The organism is Nocardia sp. NPDC058058 (assembly GCF_042885355.1).
Taxonomy (GTDB): domain Bacteria; phylum Actinomycetota; class Actinomycetes; order Mycobacteriales; family Mycobacteriaceae; genus Nocardia.
This window is the reverse complement of record NZ_JBHVSA010000001.1, coordinates 3022786-3038774: the sequence shown is the minus strand read 5'-3', so window position 1 is coordinate 3038774 and position 15989 is coordinate 3022786. Positions and strand designations below refer to the sequence as shown.

Annotated in this window: 12 protein-coding genes; 7 read left to right on the top strand and 5 right to left on the bottom strand. The window is 67.5% G+C overall.

Annotated elements, in window-relative coordinates; translation table 11 throughout:
• Positions 1 to 11: 11 nt before the first annotated feature.
• From ACFVUS_RS14200 to ACFVUS_RS14190, 3 genes are read left to right on the top strand one after another with little or no spacing between them, the layout of a single operon-like run.
• Positions 12 to 980 (top strand): alpha-E domain-containing protein, encoded by a 969-nt coding sequence (locus ACFVUS_RS14200; protein ID WP_387764996.1) that lies wholly within the window; start codon positions 12 to 14, stop codon positions 978 to 980.
• A complete protein-coding gene (locus ACFVUS_RS14195; RefSeq protein ID WP_387764994.1) occupies positions 977 to 1819 on the top strand; it encodes a transglutaminase domain-containing protein in 843 nt (280 codons plus the stop codon). Before ACFVUS_RS14200 ends, ACFVUS_RS14195 begins: the two co-directional genes overlap by 4 nt.
• Before the next feature lie 54 nt (positions 1820 to 1873).
• Entirely contained in the window at positions 1874 to 2653 is a 780-nt protein-coding gene (locus ACFVUS_RS14190; RefSeq protein WP_364629836.1) for an aquaporin, read from the top strand.
• Between the two features lie 93 nt (positions 2654 to 2746).
• Here ACFVUS_RS14190 and ACFVUS_RS14185 read toward each other — a convergent pair whose 3' ends face one another.
• From ACFVUS_RS14185 to ACFVUS_RS14165, 5 genes are read right to left on the bottom strand one after another with little or no spacing between them, the layout of a single operon-like run.
• A complete protein-coding gene (locus ACFVUS_RS14185; protein ID WP_387764992.1) occupies positions 2747 to 4027 on the bottom strand; it encodes a hypothetical protein in 1281 nt (426 codons plus the stop codon).
• Positions 4028 to 4039: 12 nt separating this feature from the next.
• Positions 4040 to 5464 carry a serine/threonine-protein kinase gene (locus tag ACFVUS_RS14180; RefSeq protein WP_387764990.1) on the bottom strand — a complete coding sequence of 475 codons (1425 nt, stop codon included), beginning with the start codon at positions 5462 to 5464 and terminating at the stop codon, positions 4040 to 4042.
• A 9-nt stretch (positions 5465 to 5473) separates the two neighbouring features.
• Complete coding sequence (locus tag ACFVUS_RS14175) at positions 5474 to 6718, bottom strand: hypothetical protein (protein WP_387764988.1); 1245 nt, start codon at positions 6716 to 6718, stop codon at positions 5474 to 5476.
• Positions 6705 to 8168 (bottom strand): serine/threonine-protein kinase, encoded by a 1464-nt coding sequence (locus ACFVUS_RS14170; protein WP_387764986.1) that lies wholly within the window; start codon positions 8166 to 8168, stop codon positions 6705 to 6707. Before ACFVUS_RS14170 ends, ACFVUS_RS14175 begins: the two co-directional genes overlap by 14 nt.
• A gap of 55 nt (positions 8169 to 8223) precedes the next feature.
• A complete protein-coding gene (locus ACFVUS_RS14165) occupies positions 8224 to 8799 on the bottom strand; it encodes a type II toxin-antitoxin system PemK/MazF family toxin (protein WP_375955094.1) in 576 nt (191 codons plus the stop codon).
• Positions 8800 to 8923: 124 nt separating this feature from the next.
• On the opposite strand from ACFVUS_RS14165, the gene ACFVUS_RS14160 reads away from it, so the two are divergent.
• From ACFVUS_RS14160 to ACFVUS_RS14145, 4 genes are all read left to right on the top strand, one after another.
• Positions 8924 to 9352 (top strand): hypothetical protein, encoded by a 429-nt coding sequence (locus ACFVUS_RS14160; RefSeq protein ID WP_387764983.1) that lies wholly within the window; start codon positions 8924 to 8926, stop codon positions 9350 to 9352.
• Positions 9353 to 9437: 85 nt separating this feature from the next.
• Positions 9438 to 11291, top strand: a complete 1854-nt coding sequence (gene lepA / locus ACFVUS_RS14155) for a translation elongation factor 4 (protein ID WP_387764981.1) — start codon at positions 9438 to 9440, stop codon at positions 11289 to 11291.
• A gap of 397 nt (positions 11292 to 11688) precedes the next feature.
• Complete coding sequence (locus ACFVUS_RS14150; protein ID WP_387764979.1) at positions 11689 to 14163, top strand: hypothetical protein; 2475 nt, start codon at positions 11689 to 11691, stop codon at positions 14161 to 14163.
• Positions 14160 to 15980, top strand: coding sequence for a hypothetical protein (locus tag ACFVUS_RS14145; RefSeq protein WP_387764977.1), 1821 nt, complete (start codon positions 14160 to 14162; stop codon positions 15978 to 15980). The genes ACFVUS_RS14150 and ACFVUS_RS14145 overlap by 4 nt, the downstream gene beginning before the upstream one ends.
• The last annotated feature ends 9 nt before the right edge of the window (positions 15981 to 15989 follow it).

Sequence of the window (15989 nt, the reverse complement as noted above, 5' to 3'; positions counted from 1 at the left end):
GCGGTTGAATTATGTTGGCGCGCAATGCCGAATCCCTCTTCTGGATCGGCCGGTACATCGAACGCGCCGAGTACACGGCGCGAATACTCGACGTCGCGGTGCATCAATTGCTCGAGGATGCCACCGTGGACCCGGATCGCACCTCGCGAGTGCTGTTGCGGGTCTTGAGTATCGAGCCCCCCGAAGAGGAACTCGACGTCTGGTCGGTGACCGAACGCGTCGCCTTCGGCCGGGACCACGGCGGCTCCATTGTCGACTCGATCAGCAGGGCTCGCGAGAATGCCAGGGGGGCAAGGGAAGTCGCATCCACCGAAATGTGGGAATGCCTCAATTCCACCTACAACGGATTGGCCGCGGCCGAACGCGCCGCGCGGGCACTCGGCCCGCACGAGTTCTGCCACTACATCACCGATCGCGCCGCCATGTTCGCCGGACTCTCCGACTCCACGCTGAGCCGGGACGACGGCTATCGTTTCCTGCTGCTGGGCCGCTCCATCGAACGGGTGGATATGACTGTGCGGCTGTTGCTTTCACGAGCCGGTGATCGCACCTCCTCACCCGCCTGGGTGACGGTATTGCGCTCGGCCGGTGCGCACGATCCCTATCTGCGCACCCACCGCGGTGTGCTGGACGCCAATCAGATCGCCCAATTCATCCTGCTGGACCGGCTTTTCCCGCGTTCGGTGTTCCATTCGCTGCGGGTGGCCGAAACCTGTTTGCAGGAACTGGATCAGCGCCCCAACAGTCGCTTCGCCGCGCGTCAGGAAGCGCATCGACTATTGGGCCGGGCACGCAGCGAACTGGAATTCCTGCCCGCGACCGTCCTGCTCGAAGACCTACCCAGCCGCCTGCTCTGGTTGCAGGAAACCTGCCACGAAGTGGGAGAAGCGGTGGCGCTGCAATATTTTCACGCCGAGTCCTGGGTGTCCTGGACCGGACTGCACGGCCGCAACGGCAGCCGAGTCGAGGAAACGGTATGAGCTGGCGCATGCGGGTGGTGCACACCACCGGATATGTCTACGACGCACCGGTAGCGCGGTCGTTCAACGAGGCGCGCCTGACCCCGCGCGCCGACAGCAGGCAGAACGTCATCCTCAATCGGGTCGAGACGGTGCCCTCCACCCGCTCCTTCCGCTACATCGACTACTGGGGCACCGCGGTATCCGCGTTCGACCTGCACGCCCCGCATACCGAATTGGAGGTCACCAGCTCCTCGGTGGTGGAGACCGAACCCTTCGCCGGGCCCGCGGAGGAACTCTCCTGGGAGGAACTGCGGTCCGGGGATATCGCCGACCGCTTCGACGAATTGCTCACGCCCACCGCCTATGTGCCGCGCGAACGCCGCCTCGCCCCGATCGCCCGCCAGCTCGCACGCGGCGTGCCGCCGGCCAAAGCCGTTGTGCGCGGCGCGGAATGGGTGCACCGGGAGATGAACTACCTGGCGGGGACCACCGACGTGCACACCTCGGCGGTCGAGGCGTTCGCGGAAAGGCAAGGGGTTTGCCAGGATTACGCGCATCTGACCCTGCTGCTGTTGCGCGGCATGGGAATTCCGAGCCGCTATGTCTCGGGCTACCTGCATCCCGACCCCACCGCCGAGGTGGGCCGCACGGTCGCCGGGCAGATGCACGCCTGGGTGGAAGCCTGGACCGGGCAATGGTGGGGCTACGACCCGACCAACAACATCCCCGTCACCGAACAACACGTATCCGTCGGAGTAGGCCGTGATTACGCGGATGTGCCCCCACTCAAAGGTATCTTCAGCGGAAGTGGGTCGACTGATCTGGAAGTGGAAGTGGAGGTCACTCGACTCGCGTGAGGTCAGAACACAGGTGCTCTCCCATCAGGGCGGGTCGATCCGGGAAGGTGGCTGATGTCTCCCACAGCGCAGGAAGTCGTCGAAGAACTGGGCGAGATGGAACCGATCTCGCTGAGCCGGAAACTCTTCGCGGAGGGCTTCGGCACCTTCGTACTGGTGCTCGGCGGTGTGGGCACCGCGGTGCTGGCCGGGGAGCGCGTCGGTGCGCTCGGAATCGCCCTGGCCTTCGGATTCACGCTGCTGTTCCTGGTGTACGCCATCGGGCCGGTCTCGGGCTGCCATGTGAATCCGGCCGTGACGGTGGGTCAGCTACTGCTGGGCCGGGTGTCGGCCGGGGTGGCGCTGGCGTACATGGTGGCGCAATTCGTGGGCGGGTTGCTCTCGGGCGCGGTCATCTACGCGATCGCCAAGAACCTGCCGTCCTATGACCGGGCCAAGGATGGACTGGCCGCCAACGGCTGGGGCGCGCACAGCCCGTCCAAGGTCGAACTGGCCGGGATCACCACCAATGGCTACGGCCTGGCCGCCGCCATCACGGTCGAGGTGATTCTCACCGCGCTGCTGGTATTCGTGGTGCTGGCTTCGACCGATCAGCTCTCCGATGTGCCGCTCGCGGGTCTGTCGATCGGCATCACCCTGGCCGTCATCCACCTGATCTCGATCCCGGTGGACAACACCTCGGTGAACCCGGCGCGCAGCCTCGCGGTCGCGTTCTTCCAGGACGGCGCACCCGCCCAGCTGTGGGTGTTCATCGTCTTCCCGCTCATCGGCGGCGTGCTCGGCTCGCTCGTCTACGGCCTCATGTTCGGCCGCTCACGCAACATGGTGAGCTGACACCTCTTCGCGATTCCCGTGCCCCCGTTCCTGTCGGAACGGGGGCACGGTGCGTAGAGAGGGAGTGGGGCGCGGTGTGCGCTGACGGGAGGGTCAGCGGTTGTTCACGAGTAGGGCGTATTGGGCGGCGGCGCGCTGGGAGGTGGTCTTCTCGTCCTTGCCGCTGACGACGGCCCAGTAGCGGCCGTCGGTGAGGAAGCAGCGGTAGCGGGCTTCGCGGTCGTTGTCGGGGACGTTCTTGCCGCGGAAGCAGGCCGCGTCGGGGACTCCCGCCGGGGTCGCGGCCGGGGTATCGCCCTGGGCGGTGGCGGCCGCGACGATGCGGGCGTGCATGGTGCGCGCATGCGCCAGATCCGAGAGCCGCAGTAGCCACCAGTCACCGACGAAAGCCGCGCGATCGATCTGATCGGACTCGAACTTGCCGGTGCCGCCGCGACCGAACAGATGCGAGATGCCGCGCGGACCATAGACCACCCCGCTGCCGTGGTTGAAGGTGAACCAGGTGGTTCCCTCCGGCACCGCGCCACCCGCGGAGGGATACGGCCATTTCGAGGTGTCGGGGCGCAGCAGCCGACGCAGCATGCCGTCCTCGTCGAAGGGCATGGCGGACAGCTTGTTCGGCGCGGTGGGCTGGAATCGGTCCAACAGCGGCAGTTCGGCCGTGAGCGCGGCGGCCGTGCGCGCGCTCAGCGCGGCCGCGTCCACCACCCGGTCGGCCAGGTACACCACGATCACGAACGATTTATGCGCCAGCGCGGTCACCAGCACCGGTGACCGTTTCCGCGAAATACCGTAGGCGTCGGCCACTCCCGGGATATCCACGCGGATGGTATCCGGATTGCGGGCCAGATCGGCGGCCGCGATCCGGCCCGCGACCAATCGCGCGATGGGATCGGTGCGGAAGTTCAGCACCGTCATGCGCATGATCTTGGACTCGCCGACCGTCGGGCCGTTCCCGCCTCCGGGATCATCGCTGCCGCTGACCGCGTAGCCGGCGATCATGCCGTACTGCGCGATCGGATCGAGAGCGATCTCGGGCGCGAGGGCGGCGGCCCGCCCCGCGGTGGGCAGCAGGACCCCACCGCCGTGGATCAGATCCCCATCGGTGTCGGTGGGTTTGACCACTACCTCGGCCAGGCGCACCGATTCCAGGACTCGCCCGTAGGTGTCATTGTCATTGGCGGGCACCGCCATCGGGTGCGCGGACAGATCGCCCATATCGAGTGCGGACAGGTCCGGGGTGCTCGGCCTGGCGGTGCCGGCTATGACCGCGCCGTCACCGCATCCTGTGATCAGCCCGGACAGCACGAACAAGCCTGCCGCGCAGGCCCTTGTGCGCCGCAGCGTCCGCCGTCGCAATTCGTTGTTCGTCACACCTGGTCCTCGTCAGATCGGGGCGCTGGGCCACCACTGGTCGTAGAGTTCGCGACCGGAATTCGCACCGGTGATCCGCATTCCGCAATAGTTGCGTGCGGCGGCGTCGAAGCGGATGTTCAACTGCCCCCGGGGTTTTCCGTCGGAATCGAAGGTCTTCCACTCGGCCTTGCCGGTACCGGAGCCCCGCGACCACGAGTCGCTGCCCTGTGATTTATCGGTGATCTCCAGCGCGGGTCTGACCGATCGGTCGGATGCGCAGGTCACCCACAGCGATACATCGCCACTCGAACAGACCAGGGTCGGTACCTCGAGCACATCGTCGATGGGGACGGCGTTGCTCTTGTCATCGGCGGCCTTGCATCGCAGATCCTGATAGCCACGCGAGGCGGGGGTGGGCGGCAGCAGTTCGGGGAAGGCGTCGACGATGAAACCGAAAGCACGCCAGGGTGATCCGGCCAGCGGGGTGGGGGCGGGTCCGGTGGGGCCGGAATCGGCGCCGCGGATGAGCGCCACGACGGCGACCGCGACCGCGATCACGGCTGCCGTCGCCGCCGCGATCAGTATTCGGGCGCGGCGTCGCCGCGGCGATACGGATCGCTGCCCGTGCAGGGCGGCGGCCGCCGCTTCGGCCAATTCGCCGCAGCTGCGGTACCGATCCCGCGGATCGGTCGACATGGCCCGCGCGACAACGGAATCCAGTGCAATCGGCAGTCCGGGAGTGATGCCGCTCGGCGCGGGTCGCGACGCGGTCAGATGCGCGTGCATCACGGCGGCGGCCGTCTCGCGCGGAAACGGCACTGTCCCCGTGAGCAATTGGTAAAGGGTGCCGCCGAGCGCGTACACATCGGTGCGTTCGTCGAGCCGCCCGCCCCCGATCTGCTCCGGCGCGGCGAAAGCCAGCGTCGCCAGTACCGTGCCCACCGCTGTCAGCGCGTCCGATTCCGTCAGCACGCGGGCGATTCCGAAATCGGTGACCAAGACCCGGTCCGCGTTCTCGCCCGGTTCGATCAGGATGTTCGCGGGTTTCACATCCCGGTGCAGCAGTCCGGCGCGGTGCGCGGCGTCGAGCCCGCGGGCCGCGCTGGCGACAATCGCCACCGCGCGTTCGGCGGGCAGTCCGCCGGGATGCTGTTTCAGCAGTTGCGCGGCGTCGTATCCGTCCACGAATTGCATGGCGATCCAGAGCAGGTCGCCGGTATCGCCGCGATCGTAGATCGACACGATATTGGGATGGTCCAGCTGCCCGGCGAGTTCGGACTCGCGCAGGAAGCGCGCCCGGAATTCGGCGTCCGCCCCATGCGACAGGATCTTCAGTGCGTCCCGGCGCTGTAGTCGCGGGTGCTGTGCCAGGTACACGCTGCCCATACCGCCCGCGCCGATCCGCCGTTCGATGCGATATCCGGCCACCAGCGTCCCCGCTGCCAATGTGCGCATGTGCGAGCCCTACCGGTTCCGCACCAGCAGCGCGTACTGTGCGGCGGCCCGCTGATGAACCGTCTTCTCATCGGTCGCGTTCACCACCGCCACATAGCGGCCGTCCTGGACGACGCAGTAGTAGACCGGCACGATCTGTTCGTGCCGAAGGCATTTCGCGTCCGGGACAGGCGGATCGGCCATCGGGGTCTGCATCTGCCCGTACGCGGATTCGGACTTGGCCAGGCGGCGAGCGGCTCCGGCGTCGCGCAACCGGAACAGCCAGTCGCGGTCGAGGGTGGCGGTGCTCTCGATGGCATCGTCGGCGATACCGGCCGCCTCGCTCGCTCCGGGCAGGGTCTGCCGGGAACCGATGGGGCCGAAGACGAGTCCGCTCGGCTCCATGTAGTAGCCATCGCCCGCGATGGCGTTCGGCTGGAACTTGGTGATGTAGGGGTACGACCATTCACCGCGCGTGGTGTGCACCATCCGCCGCAGCATGCCGTCCGGATCGAAGCGCAGCTTGGGCAGATCCGCGACCGGGGTGGGCTGGAATCGATCCAGGCGAGGTAGTTCGACGGCGATCGCCTTGGCGGCGAGCCTGCTCAGTTCGCCCAGATCGGGGGACGGGAAGGTGACGAAGATGGCCACGACGAACGGCCCGTGCGCGAGCATCATCCCGAGGGTGGGAACGTTCGGCCGCCAATGTCCTTGCACTCCGGGATATTCCGGAAGAGTGACCGGCGCGTTGGCGGGATTCAGGGCGAAATCCGCCGCCTCGATCTCGGTGGCCGCGCTCTTGGCGGCGGCATCGTCCGGAAGTCGCAGCACCGTGGTGCGCACCGACCACGGACGGTTGAAGGTGGGGCAGTTCTTCGGTGGGCACCCGGCCACCGAATAGCCCGCCAGCATGCCGTATCTGCTGAGAATCGGCACCGCAACATCGGCCAGGATGCCGGTGGTGTCGGCCGCCCGCGACAGCGGAACCGGCAGCTTCGGAACCAGTGACGCGTCCACCTCGCGCGGATCCGCGATTGCCTCGGACATGCGTGCCGACTCGATCAGGCGACTGTATTTATCCTTGTCATTGCGGGGTTCGGTAATCGATTCCGCGCCGAATTCACCGAAATCCAGTGTGCTCAGGTCGATATCGGCGGAGGTTGCCCGACCGGGCACGGTGCGCGCACCCCACAGCAGTACGGCGATCAGCATCCCGATCACGAGGAAGGCGAGCGCGCCGAGCGTCACTCGGCCGGATCGGTCAGATCGGAGCATCCGGCCACCAGGTATCGAGTAGGGCCTGGCCGGAGACGGTCAGACTGTAAAGATCCACGACGCAGAAGTTCCGGGCCGCGTCATCGAAGGCGACGCGCAGATTGCCCTTGGGCTTGCCGCCGACGGTGCTGTCACCCCACATGACACGGCCCGAGCCATTGCCGCGCGTCCACGGCCGGGTGCCCGCGGAGACGCCGGAGTAGGGGATATCCGGCCAATTCAGGCGGCTGGTAATGCAATTCACCGACAGCACGTCCACCGGATCGCCGTCGCTGCTGCACTCCAGCCAGACTTGGTCCCGGCGCACGTCCAGCGGTACGGAGTTGCCATTGTCATCCTTGGCCTGACACCACAGACCGTGGAAGCCGCTGCTCGTGGGGGAGTGCGGCAGCAGTTTCGGGAAGGCCGCGACGGCGAATCCGGCCACGCCCCACGGGCCGCTCTCATCGGCGATCGGAGCCGCGGAAGTGGTTGCGGGGGAGTGCTTCTCGGGATGGTTGGTGCCGAGCACGAAGGCCGTGGCCGCGATGGCGAGCACCAGCGCGACGGCGGCGACCGCTCCCGACAGCAGGCGTTTGCGGTACCCCGCCGGATGCGGGACGGGCGCGACGGTTTCGCCCCGCAGCGCCGCGCCCGCGGCCTCGGCGAGCGCGCCGCAGCTCTGATAGCGCTGGTCCTGCTCCTTCGCCATCGCCCGCGCGATCACCCGATCGAACTGTTTCGGCAGTCCGGGCACGATATCGCTGGGGCGCGGCGGCGGCTCCATGAGATGCGCCTGCATCACCGCGACGGCCGTCTCGTGCGGGAAAGGTTTGCCGCCGGTGACCAATTGGTACAGGGTCGCGCCGAGCGCGTAGATATCGACGCGATGGTCCAGGGTTTCGCCGCGCAGCTGCTCGGGAGCCGCGTACGCCACCGTCGCGAGCACCTCACCGGCGGCGGTCAGTTCGGTGGATTCGCCGATGGCGCGGGCGATTCCGAAATCGGTGACCAGCACCCGATCCGGGCCGTCCGGCTCGGGGGAGACCAGGATATTGGCGGGTTTGACATCCCGGTGCAGTAGTCCGGCCGCGTGCGCGGCGTCCAATCCGCGCGCCGCCTCGGTGACCACGTGCACCGCGCGCTCGGGCGGCAGGCCCGCCGGGAACTCGCGCAGCAGGTCGGCGGCATCCGCGCCCTCGACGAACTGCATTGCGATCCACAGGGATTCGTCTTGCACCCCGCGGTCGAGAATCGCCACCACGTTGGGGTGCGCCAGGCGGGCGGCGAGTTCGGCCTCGCGCAGGAAGCGCGCCCGGAACTCGTCGTCCGAACTACTGGTGTCCGAGAGCACCTTGAGCGCGATCTGCCGGGGTAGTCGCGGATGGCGCGCCAAGTAGACCGAACCCATACCGCCCGCACCGAGCTTGCGTTCAATCCGAAAGCCCGCGAACACTTCTCCCGCCCGCACGGACAGAGTGTCCGTTTACCGACCGGTCTCGTCAATACCCTGCGATAAATATCGGCTAATGCCAGTGGTATTCGGCGCACAGCCGATGCGCGACGCGGTCGAAGATCTTGCGCGGCACGATCGCACCCTCGCGCCGGATACCGTCCTCCGGCACATCGAGCACCCGATCCAAACGCACCCAGCTGGAGCGCCCCGCGTGGTCCCACGCGCCCGGTCCGATACCGACCCAGTTGGGATGATGCTCGTGATCCTCATTGGAGGAAAGCATCAATCCCAGCAGCGTGCCGCGCTCGCGCCCGACCACCAGCACCGGCCGGTCCTTGCCATTGTTCGGATCCTCCTCGTAAGGCACCCAGGTCCATACGATTTCGCCCGGATCGGCGCGCCCGTCCAGCTGCGGGCTGTACACGATCTGCCGCGCGCGCTCCCGCGACGGCACCCCCGCCGACGAGGTCGGCCGCACCTTCACCGGCGCGGGCTTGGGCGAGATCGCGCGTGCCGCCCGCCCCCACACCGAGGACCCGGCCACCCGCTCGATCAACTTCGGTCCCTGCTGCTTCACCAGATGAGAACCCTGTTCCTTAGCCACGATCCCCAACTGCTTCCCCAGCGCGTTCCACCTGCCAGCCATGCGGGGAGCATAGTGGCGTCGCGCCCGGTTCTCATCCGGGCCGGATTCGCCTGTGCGTACGGGGATTTCGCGGTACCGTCCGACGGTTCGAAATCAACATGTTTCACATAAGGGGAATTGCGTGATGACCAAACGATTCGCGAGCCTGTCCGGGGTGGTGGCCGCAACCGTGTCCGTACTCACGCTGGCCGCGCCGAACGCCTCGGCGACCGTGAACAACCTCACGATCAATCATGAGAGCTACCAGACTCCGGGCACTTTCGTGCTGGACGCGTTCACCGATGACCTGGGCCCGGTGTGGTTCCTCGACAACGGCACGGTCATCTCGGGGAGTCCGATGACGCCCAAGCGCATCATCGACGAGACCGCGCCGTGCCCCGGCTCGTGCTGGGTCGGAATCACCTGGTATCCGAAAACGCTGGGAACCCACCACATCGTGGCCCAACAGCGCGCCGCCGACGGTTCGGTGCTCACCTCCCGGGCGGCCGACGTCAATGTCACCACACTGCCGAGCAGCGGCAGCTCTGATCTGCTCACCGGCAGCGCCGGGTAGGCAACGGTCGAGCCGGGGCGCGATGCACCCCGGCACGCACCGTAGACTTCGGGGTTGACATGCCGCTGGTTTGCCATGCCGAGGAGTGACTCCGATTAGCAGTTTCGCCGATACGACGTTCACTGATCCGTCCAAGATCAGGAACTTCTGCATCATCGCCCACATCGACCACGGGAAATCCACCCTGGCCGATCGCATGCTGCAACTCACCGGTGTGGTCGAGGAGCGGGCCATGCGCGCGCAGTACCTGGACCGGATGGATATCGAGCGGGAACGCGGTATCACCATCAAGGCGCAGAATGTGCGGCTGCCGTGGCAGGTCGACGGTGAGGACTATGTCCTGCACCTGATCGATACGCCGGGGCACGTCGACTTCACCTATGAGGTGTCGCGCGCGCTGGAAGCCTGTGAGGGCGCGATCCTGCTGGTCGATGCCGCACAGGGCATCGAGGCGCAGACGCTCGCCAATCTGTATCTGGCGATGGACAAGGACCTCACGGTCATTCCGGTACTGAACAAGATCGACCTGCCGGCCGCGGACCCCGATCGCTACGCCGCCGAGATCGCGCACATCGTGGGCTGCGAGCCCGAGGATGTGCTGCGGGTCTCCGGTAAGACCGGCGTCGGCGTGGCCGAACTGCTCAATGAGGCCGTGCGCGTGGTGCCGCCGCCCGTCGGCCAGGCCGACGCCCCGGCGCGCGCCATGATCTTCGACTCGGTGTACGACACCTATCGCGGCGTCGTCACCTACGTGCGTGTGGTGGACGGCAAGCTCACCCCGCGGCAGAAGATCAAGATGATGTCCACCGGGGCCACCCACGAACTGCTCGAAATCGGCATCGTGTCACCCGAACCCAAGCCCACCCAGGGCCTGGGCGTCGGCGAGGTGGGTTACCTCATCACCGGTGTGAAGGACGTCCGTCAGTCCAAGGTCGGTGACACCATCACCAGCGCCCGCGACGGCGCGACCGAGGCGCTGACCGGATACCGCGAACCGCGGCCCATGGTCTACTCCGGGCTCTACCCGGTCGACGGCTCGGACTACCCGAACCTGCGTGACGCGCTCGACAAGCTCCAGCTCAACGACGCCGCGCTCACCTATGTGCCGGAAACCTCGGTGGCCCTGGGCTTCGGCTTCCGCTGCGGCTTCCTCGGACTGCTGCACATGGAGATCACCCGCGAGCGCCTCGAACGCGAATTCGGGCTCGACCTGATCTCCACCGCGCCCAACGTGATCTACCGGGTGGTCATGGAGGACGGCACCGAACACGTCGTCACCAACCCCTCGTACTGGCCCGAGGGCAAGGTGAAGGAGATCTACGAACCCATCACCAAGTGCACCGTGATCGCGCCGAGCGAATTCATCGGCACCATCATGGAACTGTGCCAGTCCCGCCGCGGTGAACTGCTGGGCATGGACTACCTGTCCGAGACCCGCGTGGAGATGCGGTACACGCTGCCCATGGCGGAGATCATCTTCGACTTCTTCGATTCGCTGAAGTCGCGCACCCGCGGCTATGCCTCACTCGATTACGAGGAGGCGGGCGAGCAGGCCGCCGCGCTGGTCAAGGTCGACATCCTGTTGCAGGGTGAGGCCGTGGACGCGTTCTCGGCCATCGTGCACAAGGATGCCGCCCAGGCCTACGGGCACAAGATGACCACCAAACTGCGCGAACTCATTCCGCGTCAGCAGTTCGAGGTGCCGATTCAGGCCGCCATCGGATCCAAGGTCATCGCGCGCGAGAACATTCGCGCCATCCGCAAGGACGTGCTGGCCAAGTGCTACGGCGGTGACATCAGCCGCAAGCGCAAACTGCTGGAGAAGCAGAAGGAAGGCAAGAAGCGGATGAAGACCATCGGCCGCGTCGAGGTCCCGCAGGAAGCCTTCGTGGCGGCGCTGTCCACCGATTCGGCCTCGGACAGCAAGACCAAGAAGTAACTCTCGGAGTCGAGAGAAACACTCAGTGCCCCGCTGCCTGACGGCAGCGGGGCACTGTGCTGTGGGGGTGTTGGGAAGCCACCGCGAGCAAGAGGCTCGGCCGGTGAAGGCTCGCGGTGCAAGGCTTGTCATGCGAGGTTTGCGAAGTTCGAGTTGGGCAGTGGGCGTGCGATTTCCGAGGTCATCTGCCGGTCGGACCAAGGGTTGGCTTTGCAGGAGGATTCTGGGGCTTCCGTCCTGATATGCAGGGTGACAAGCTATGTGTCGCACGGCTGTACACACCGGCTCCTACCTGGTGGATGTGACAGACCGGGTATCCGGAAATAGGGTGTGAAACGAGTTTGAAGACGGCGGTCCGCCAGCGGCGGACCGCCGATCCTTGAGAGCGGGAGCCTGTATGACGCGTGAGCGGCCTATCGACGACGACGCATCCGGGGCGGGCGACGACTACGCGGGCGATACCGCGTACCAAATCGCCAACGGTGTGGCGCGCACGGCGAGGGCTGGCGCGTACGTGACAGGCGGAGCGCTCATCGCCTCCGCGGGGACCCGCAGCGGTGACGGCCCGGCTCCGGCCATCGACCACGACAGTCGCAATGTGAGCTGGCAGCAGGCCAACGATCCGCAGCCGGACGTGCCCAGCCCCACCCTCACCTTCCCGGACCTGACCGCCGATCAACTCCCGCCCGCGCACCTGCCCACCGGCATTCTGCCGACCGCGTTGCAGGACAATCAGCACTACGGCACCGACGCCGGACTGCTTCCGGCCGATTACGGCTCACAGCCCTCCGCCGATACCAGCATGTCCGGATTCAACGGCGTCGGCATCCCCGACACCGATCTGCCGCTGTCCTTCCGGCTGCCCGACTATCAGCAGCGGCCCGGATACGAGCTGCCGAACGGCGGCGGACCGGTCGACTCGAACCAGCCGTGGGATCCGCAGCAGCCGGGCACCGGCGATTCGGAATGGCAACTCCCCGATACCGGCGGCTCGGACGGCGGCTGGCATCTTCCCGATACCGATGGCTCCGGTGGTGGTTGGCAGATCCCCGGCGCCGACGGTTCTGGCTGGCAGCTGCCCGGCGCGGACGGTTCGGGCTGGCATATCCCGGGCGCGGACGGCGGTGGCGGTTTCGGCTGGCAGATGCCGGGCGGCGATGCCGGGCACGGTTGGCAGATCCCCGGCGGATTCAAACTACCCGGCGCGGACGGTCACCTACCCGGGATGGGGAACCTGCCCGGTGCCGGTGATCCGATCGGAAGTGGTTCGCACGGCGGCATTTTCGACGGTATCGGCGACGGCCCCATCGGCATCGCGATCGATACCAACTGGGCCGTGAACATGCATGTCGGCCTGGACGGCGTGCACTTCGAATCGAATTTGCAGGTCAATATCGGCGTCGGCAATGTCGGCCATCAGCTCGACCAGTTCACCCAGGATATGGGCCAGGGCATCGGGCATATTCCGAACGGCATCGATCCGAACGGCAATCCGCTGCCCGCCGGTTCCGCGCCCTGGGGCAGTGATGCCGTAAACGCGGGCACGCAGACCACCGGCGCGAATCTGCCCGGCCAGCAACCTAATTCGCAGACCGCGGCGGCCACCGACCCGCACGGCGCGACTCCCGGACCGCACAGTGGTGTGCCGGGCGCGCAGGTGCCGGGCGCCGACCCGCACGGTCCCGGGGCCGGTGCGCCGGGTGCGGGTATCGGTGCGCCCGGGGCGCACGGTGGCGGAACCGGTTCGCACGGAACGGGTTACGGCTCGCACGGCCCCGGAAGTGGTGCGCCGCTGGGTGGTTCGGGTGGCGCTGCCCCCGGTGCGACTCCCGGTTCCTCCTTCGGTCTGCCCGGTGGCGGAACGGGTGCGCCCGCGCCCACCTACGTTGCCCCGGCCGCGCCCGCGCCGATCGCGTCCCCGGTCGCTCCGGCGGCTCCGATCGTGGTCGCCCCGGTGGTTCCGGTGGTCGCCCCCGTCGTGGTGGCTCCGGTAGCGGTGGCCCAGCCCGTGGTCGCGACCCCGTTGCAGACCACGATTCAGCCCGATGCCGCACAGCATCCCATCGCGAATCTGCTCACCACGCCGAGCCAGTCGCCGCTGTACGCCTCGGCGGCGCAGGCGCCCGCGCTGTTCGAGCATCACGGCAATCATCCGGTGCTGCTCGCCAATGGCGGTCACCCGGATGTGAGCACGATCGCCAAGCCCGCGCCGGTGACCACCGAGCCCGGCACCACGGTGCCCAAGATCAGCGTGCCGCCCAAGACCGATCCCGCGCTCACCACCGTGCCGTCGGTGCCGACCACCAAGATCCCGGGCATCACCGATCCGGCCGCGACCAAGCTGCCCGGCATCACGCTGCCGACCACCACCGCGCCGCATACGACCGCACCGCACACCACGGTCCCGCCGGTCACCACCGATCCCGATACCGGCACCACCCGGCCGAATACGGGCGGTGACAGCGATGGTCACAGCACCCCGCCGACCGTCACGCCGCCGAGCGATTCCGTTCCGACGCATCAGCCGCCGGTGACCAATCCGGCTCATCCGAGTTCGGATGGGACCGTGCCGACGGTCGCGCCGACCGTCCCGCCGGTCACGCTGGATCCGCCGGTCGCCACCGTGCCCGCCGTGCCGACCGGGCAACCCCAGACCAATCCGCCCAAACCGCAGGATGCCCCCAAGCCGGCGAAACCCATTGCCGAGGTGAATGATTCGGGTCAGCACCTGATGCCGATCGCCGACGATTCCGCCCTGCATCCGGTCTACCTGATGCATGACGGGGGACTCGGCACCCATCTCATCCCGGACGCCACCCTGACCGACAGCCACTTCCCGGTGCATGCCGCGTTCGACCATACGCTGCTGTGAGCGGTGTCGAACGCCTTGTCGCAGTGAAGAATCCGGACACCATGGGCCCGCTGCTCGGGCTGCTCGACGAGCTGCTCGAGCCGGTGCACGCCGCCGGCCGCGCCGATCTGGCCGGACGGCTGGGCATCGCGCGCGCCCGGCTGTCCGATCCCCGGGTGCGCCTGGTCGTGGTCGGTGAGTCCAAGAGCGGAATGAGCACGCTGGTCAACAGCCTGATCGGCGCGCCGGTGAGCGCGACCGACAGCACCGCCAGCGTGCCGGTGATCGCCGAGTACGGACCGCATTCCAGCGCCACCCTGGTGCGCGCGGGCAGCGGCGGCGGGGTGGCCGAACGGCAGTCCGTCGATCCGCGCCAGGCGGTCGACGAAATGACCGCCGGTGGTGTGCTGCGGGCCGAATTCACCGAGCCCAGTGCGCTTCTGGCGGAGGGCTTCGTACTGCTGGACGCGCCCGGATCGCCCGCGGACACCCCGGCCACCTGGTCGCTGCTGGCTGTCGCCGACGCCGTGCTCTACGTGGCCGATGCCGCCCGGCCGTTCACCGCCGGGCAGATCGGGCAGCTGCAACGCATTCAGCAGGTGTGCCCGACGGTCGTCTGCGTGCTCAACAAGATCGATCAGTATCCGCAGTGGCCCGAGGTGCAGCAGCACGACCGGCGACTGCTCGACGCCGCCGGACTGGCCTTCGCCGTCGCGCCCGCCTCGGCGCGGCTGCACGAGCACGCCCGCGCCACCGGCGATCAGCAGATGGACCTGGAATCCGGTGTGCCGCAATTGCTCGACCATCTGCGCGGCTATGTGCTCGGCAATGCCGATGCCGTCGCCGCCGATGCCGCGGTGCGCGATATCGGGCTCATCAGCGACCATCTCGCGCTCGCGCTGCGCACCGAGGCCGAGACGCTGCGCGATCCGCGCCGCTACGGCGTCATCACCGAACAGCTGCGGCGCACCCGCGAGGAAGCCGAACAGCTGCGCCAGCGCACCGCGAATTGGCAGGTCACCCTCGCCGACGGTGCGGGTGAGCTGATGGCGGATACCGAACATGATCTGCGGCACCGGCTCCGGAGTCTGATCCGCGATGCCGAGGCCGACATCATGAAGCGCGATCCGGCCCGCCGCTGGGGCGATTTCGGCGCCGACCTCGATGCCAAGATCTGTGAGGCGGTGGAGGAGAACTTCGTCATCGCGCACTACCGCTCGGTGGAGCTGGCCGAACAGGTGGCGGCCAAGTTCCCGGACCGCGGTATCCCGACACCCGAACTGCGCCTGGACAATCCGGGTGAGGTCGGCGAGGTGCTGGAGCCGGTCACCTCGCTGGACAAGCTGGACAGTGCCAAACCCGCTGTGGCGCAACAATTCCTGAATATGCTGCGCGGTTCCTACGGCGGCGTCCTGATGGTCGGCCTGGCCACCAGCCTGCTCGGCATGTCCCTGGTGAACTGGTACTCCGCCGGTGCGGGCGTACTGCTCGGCGTGAATGCGCTGTGGGACGACCGCAAATCGCGCAAGCAGCGCCGTCAGGCCGAGGCCAAGGTCGCGGTCGCGCGCCTCATGGACGATGTGATCTTCCAGGTCAGCAAGGAATCGCGCTACCGCCTGCGCGCGGTGCAGCGCAACCTGCGCGACCACTTCACCGAAATCGCCAACGAGACACTGCGTTCGGTGGACGCCTCACTGCGCGCCGCCGAGGAGGCCGCCGCCGTGCACTCGGGCGCACGCCGCGAACAGCGCCTCACCGAAATCGAATCATCCCTCGTGCGCCTGCACGACCTCCGCGAGCGCGCCGACGCCCACGGCGGTCAGAGCCAGGCGTACTGACGGGGCTTC

What these genes read in the sequence shown, in the direction of transcription:
- ACFVUS_RS14200 (WP_387764996.1), top strand. Translation starts at nt 12, where the DNA reads ATGTTGGCGCGCAATGCCGAATCCCTCTTCTGGATCGGCCGGTACATC.
- ACFVUS_RS14180 (WP_387764990.1), bottom strand. Translation starts at nt 5,464, where the DNA reads ATGCGCACATTGGCAGCGGGGACGCTGGTGGCCGGATATCGCATCGAA.
- ACFVUS_RS14190 (WP_364629836.1), top strand. Translation starts at nt 1,874, where the DNA reads ATGTCTCCCACAGCGCAGGAAGTCGTCGAAGAACTGGGCGAGATGGAA.
- ACFVUS_RS14195 (WP_387764994.1), top strand. Translation starts at nt 977, where the DNA reads ATGAGCTGGCGCATGCGGGTGGTGCACACCACCGGATATGTCTACGAC.
- ACFVUS_RS14175 (WP_387764988.1), bottom strand. Translation starts at nt 6,718, where the DNA reads ATGCTCCGATCTGACCGATCCGGCCGAGTGACGCTCGGCGCGCTCGCC.
- ACFVUS_RS14165 (WP_375955094.1), bottom strand. Translation starts at nt 8,799, where the DNA reads ATGGCTGGCAGGTGGAACGCGCTGGGGAAGCAGTTGGGGATCGTGGCT.
- ACFVUS_RS14150 (WP_387764979.1), top strand. Translation starts at nt 11,689, where the DNA reads ATGACGCGTGAGCGGCCTATCGACGACGACGCATCCGGGGCGGGCGAC.
- ACFVUS_RS14160 (WP_387764983.1), top strand. Translation starts at nt 8,924, where the DNA reads ATGACCAAACGATTCGCGAGCCTGTCCGGGGTGGTGGCCGCAACCGTG.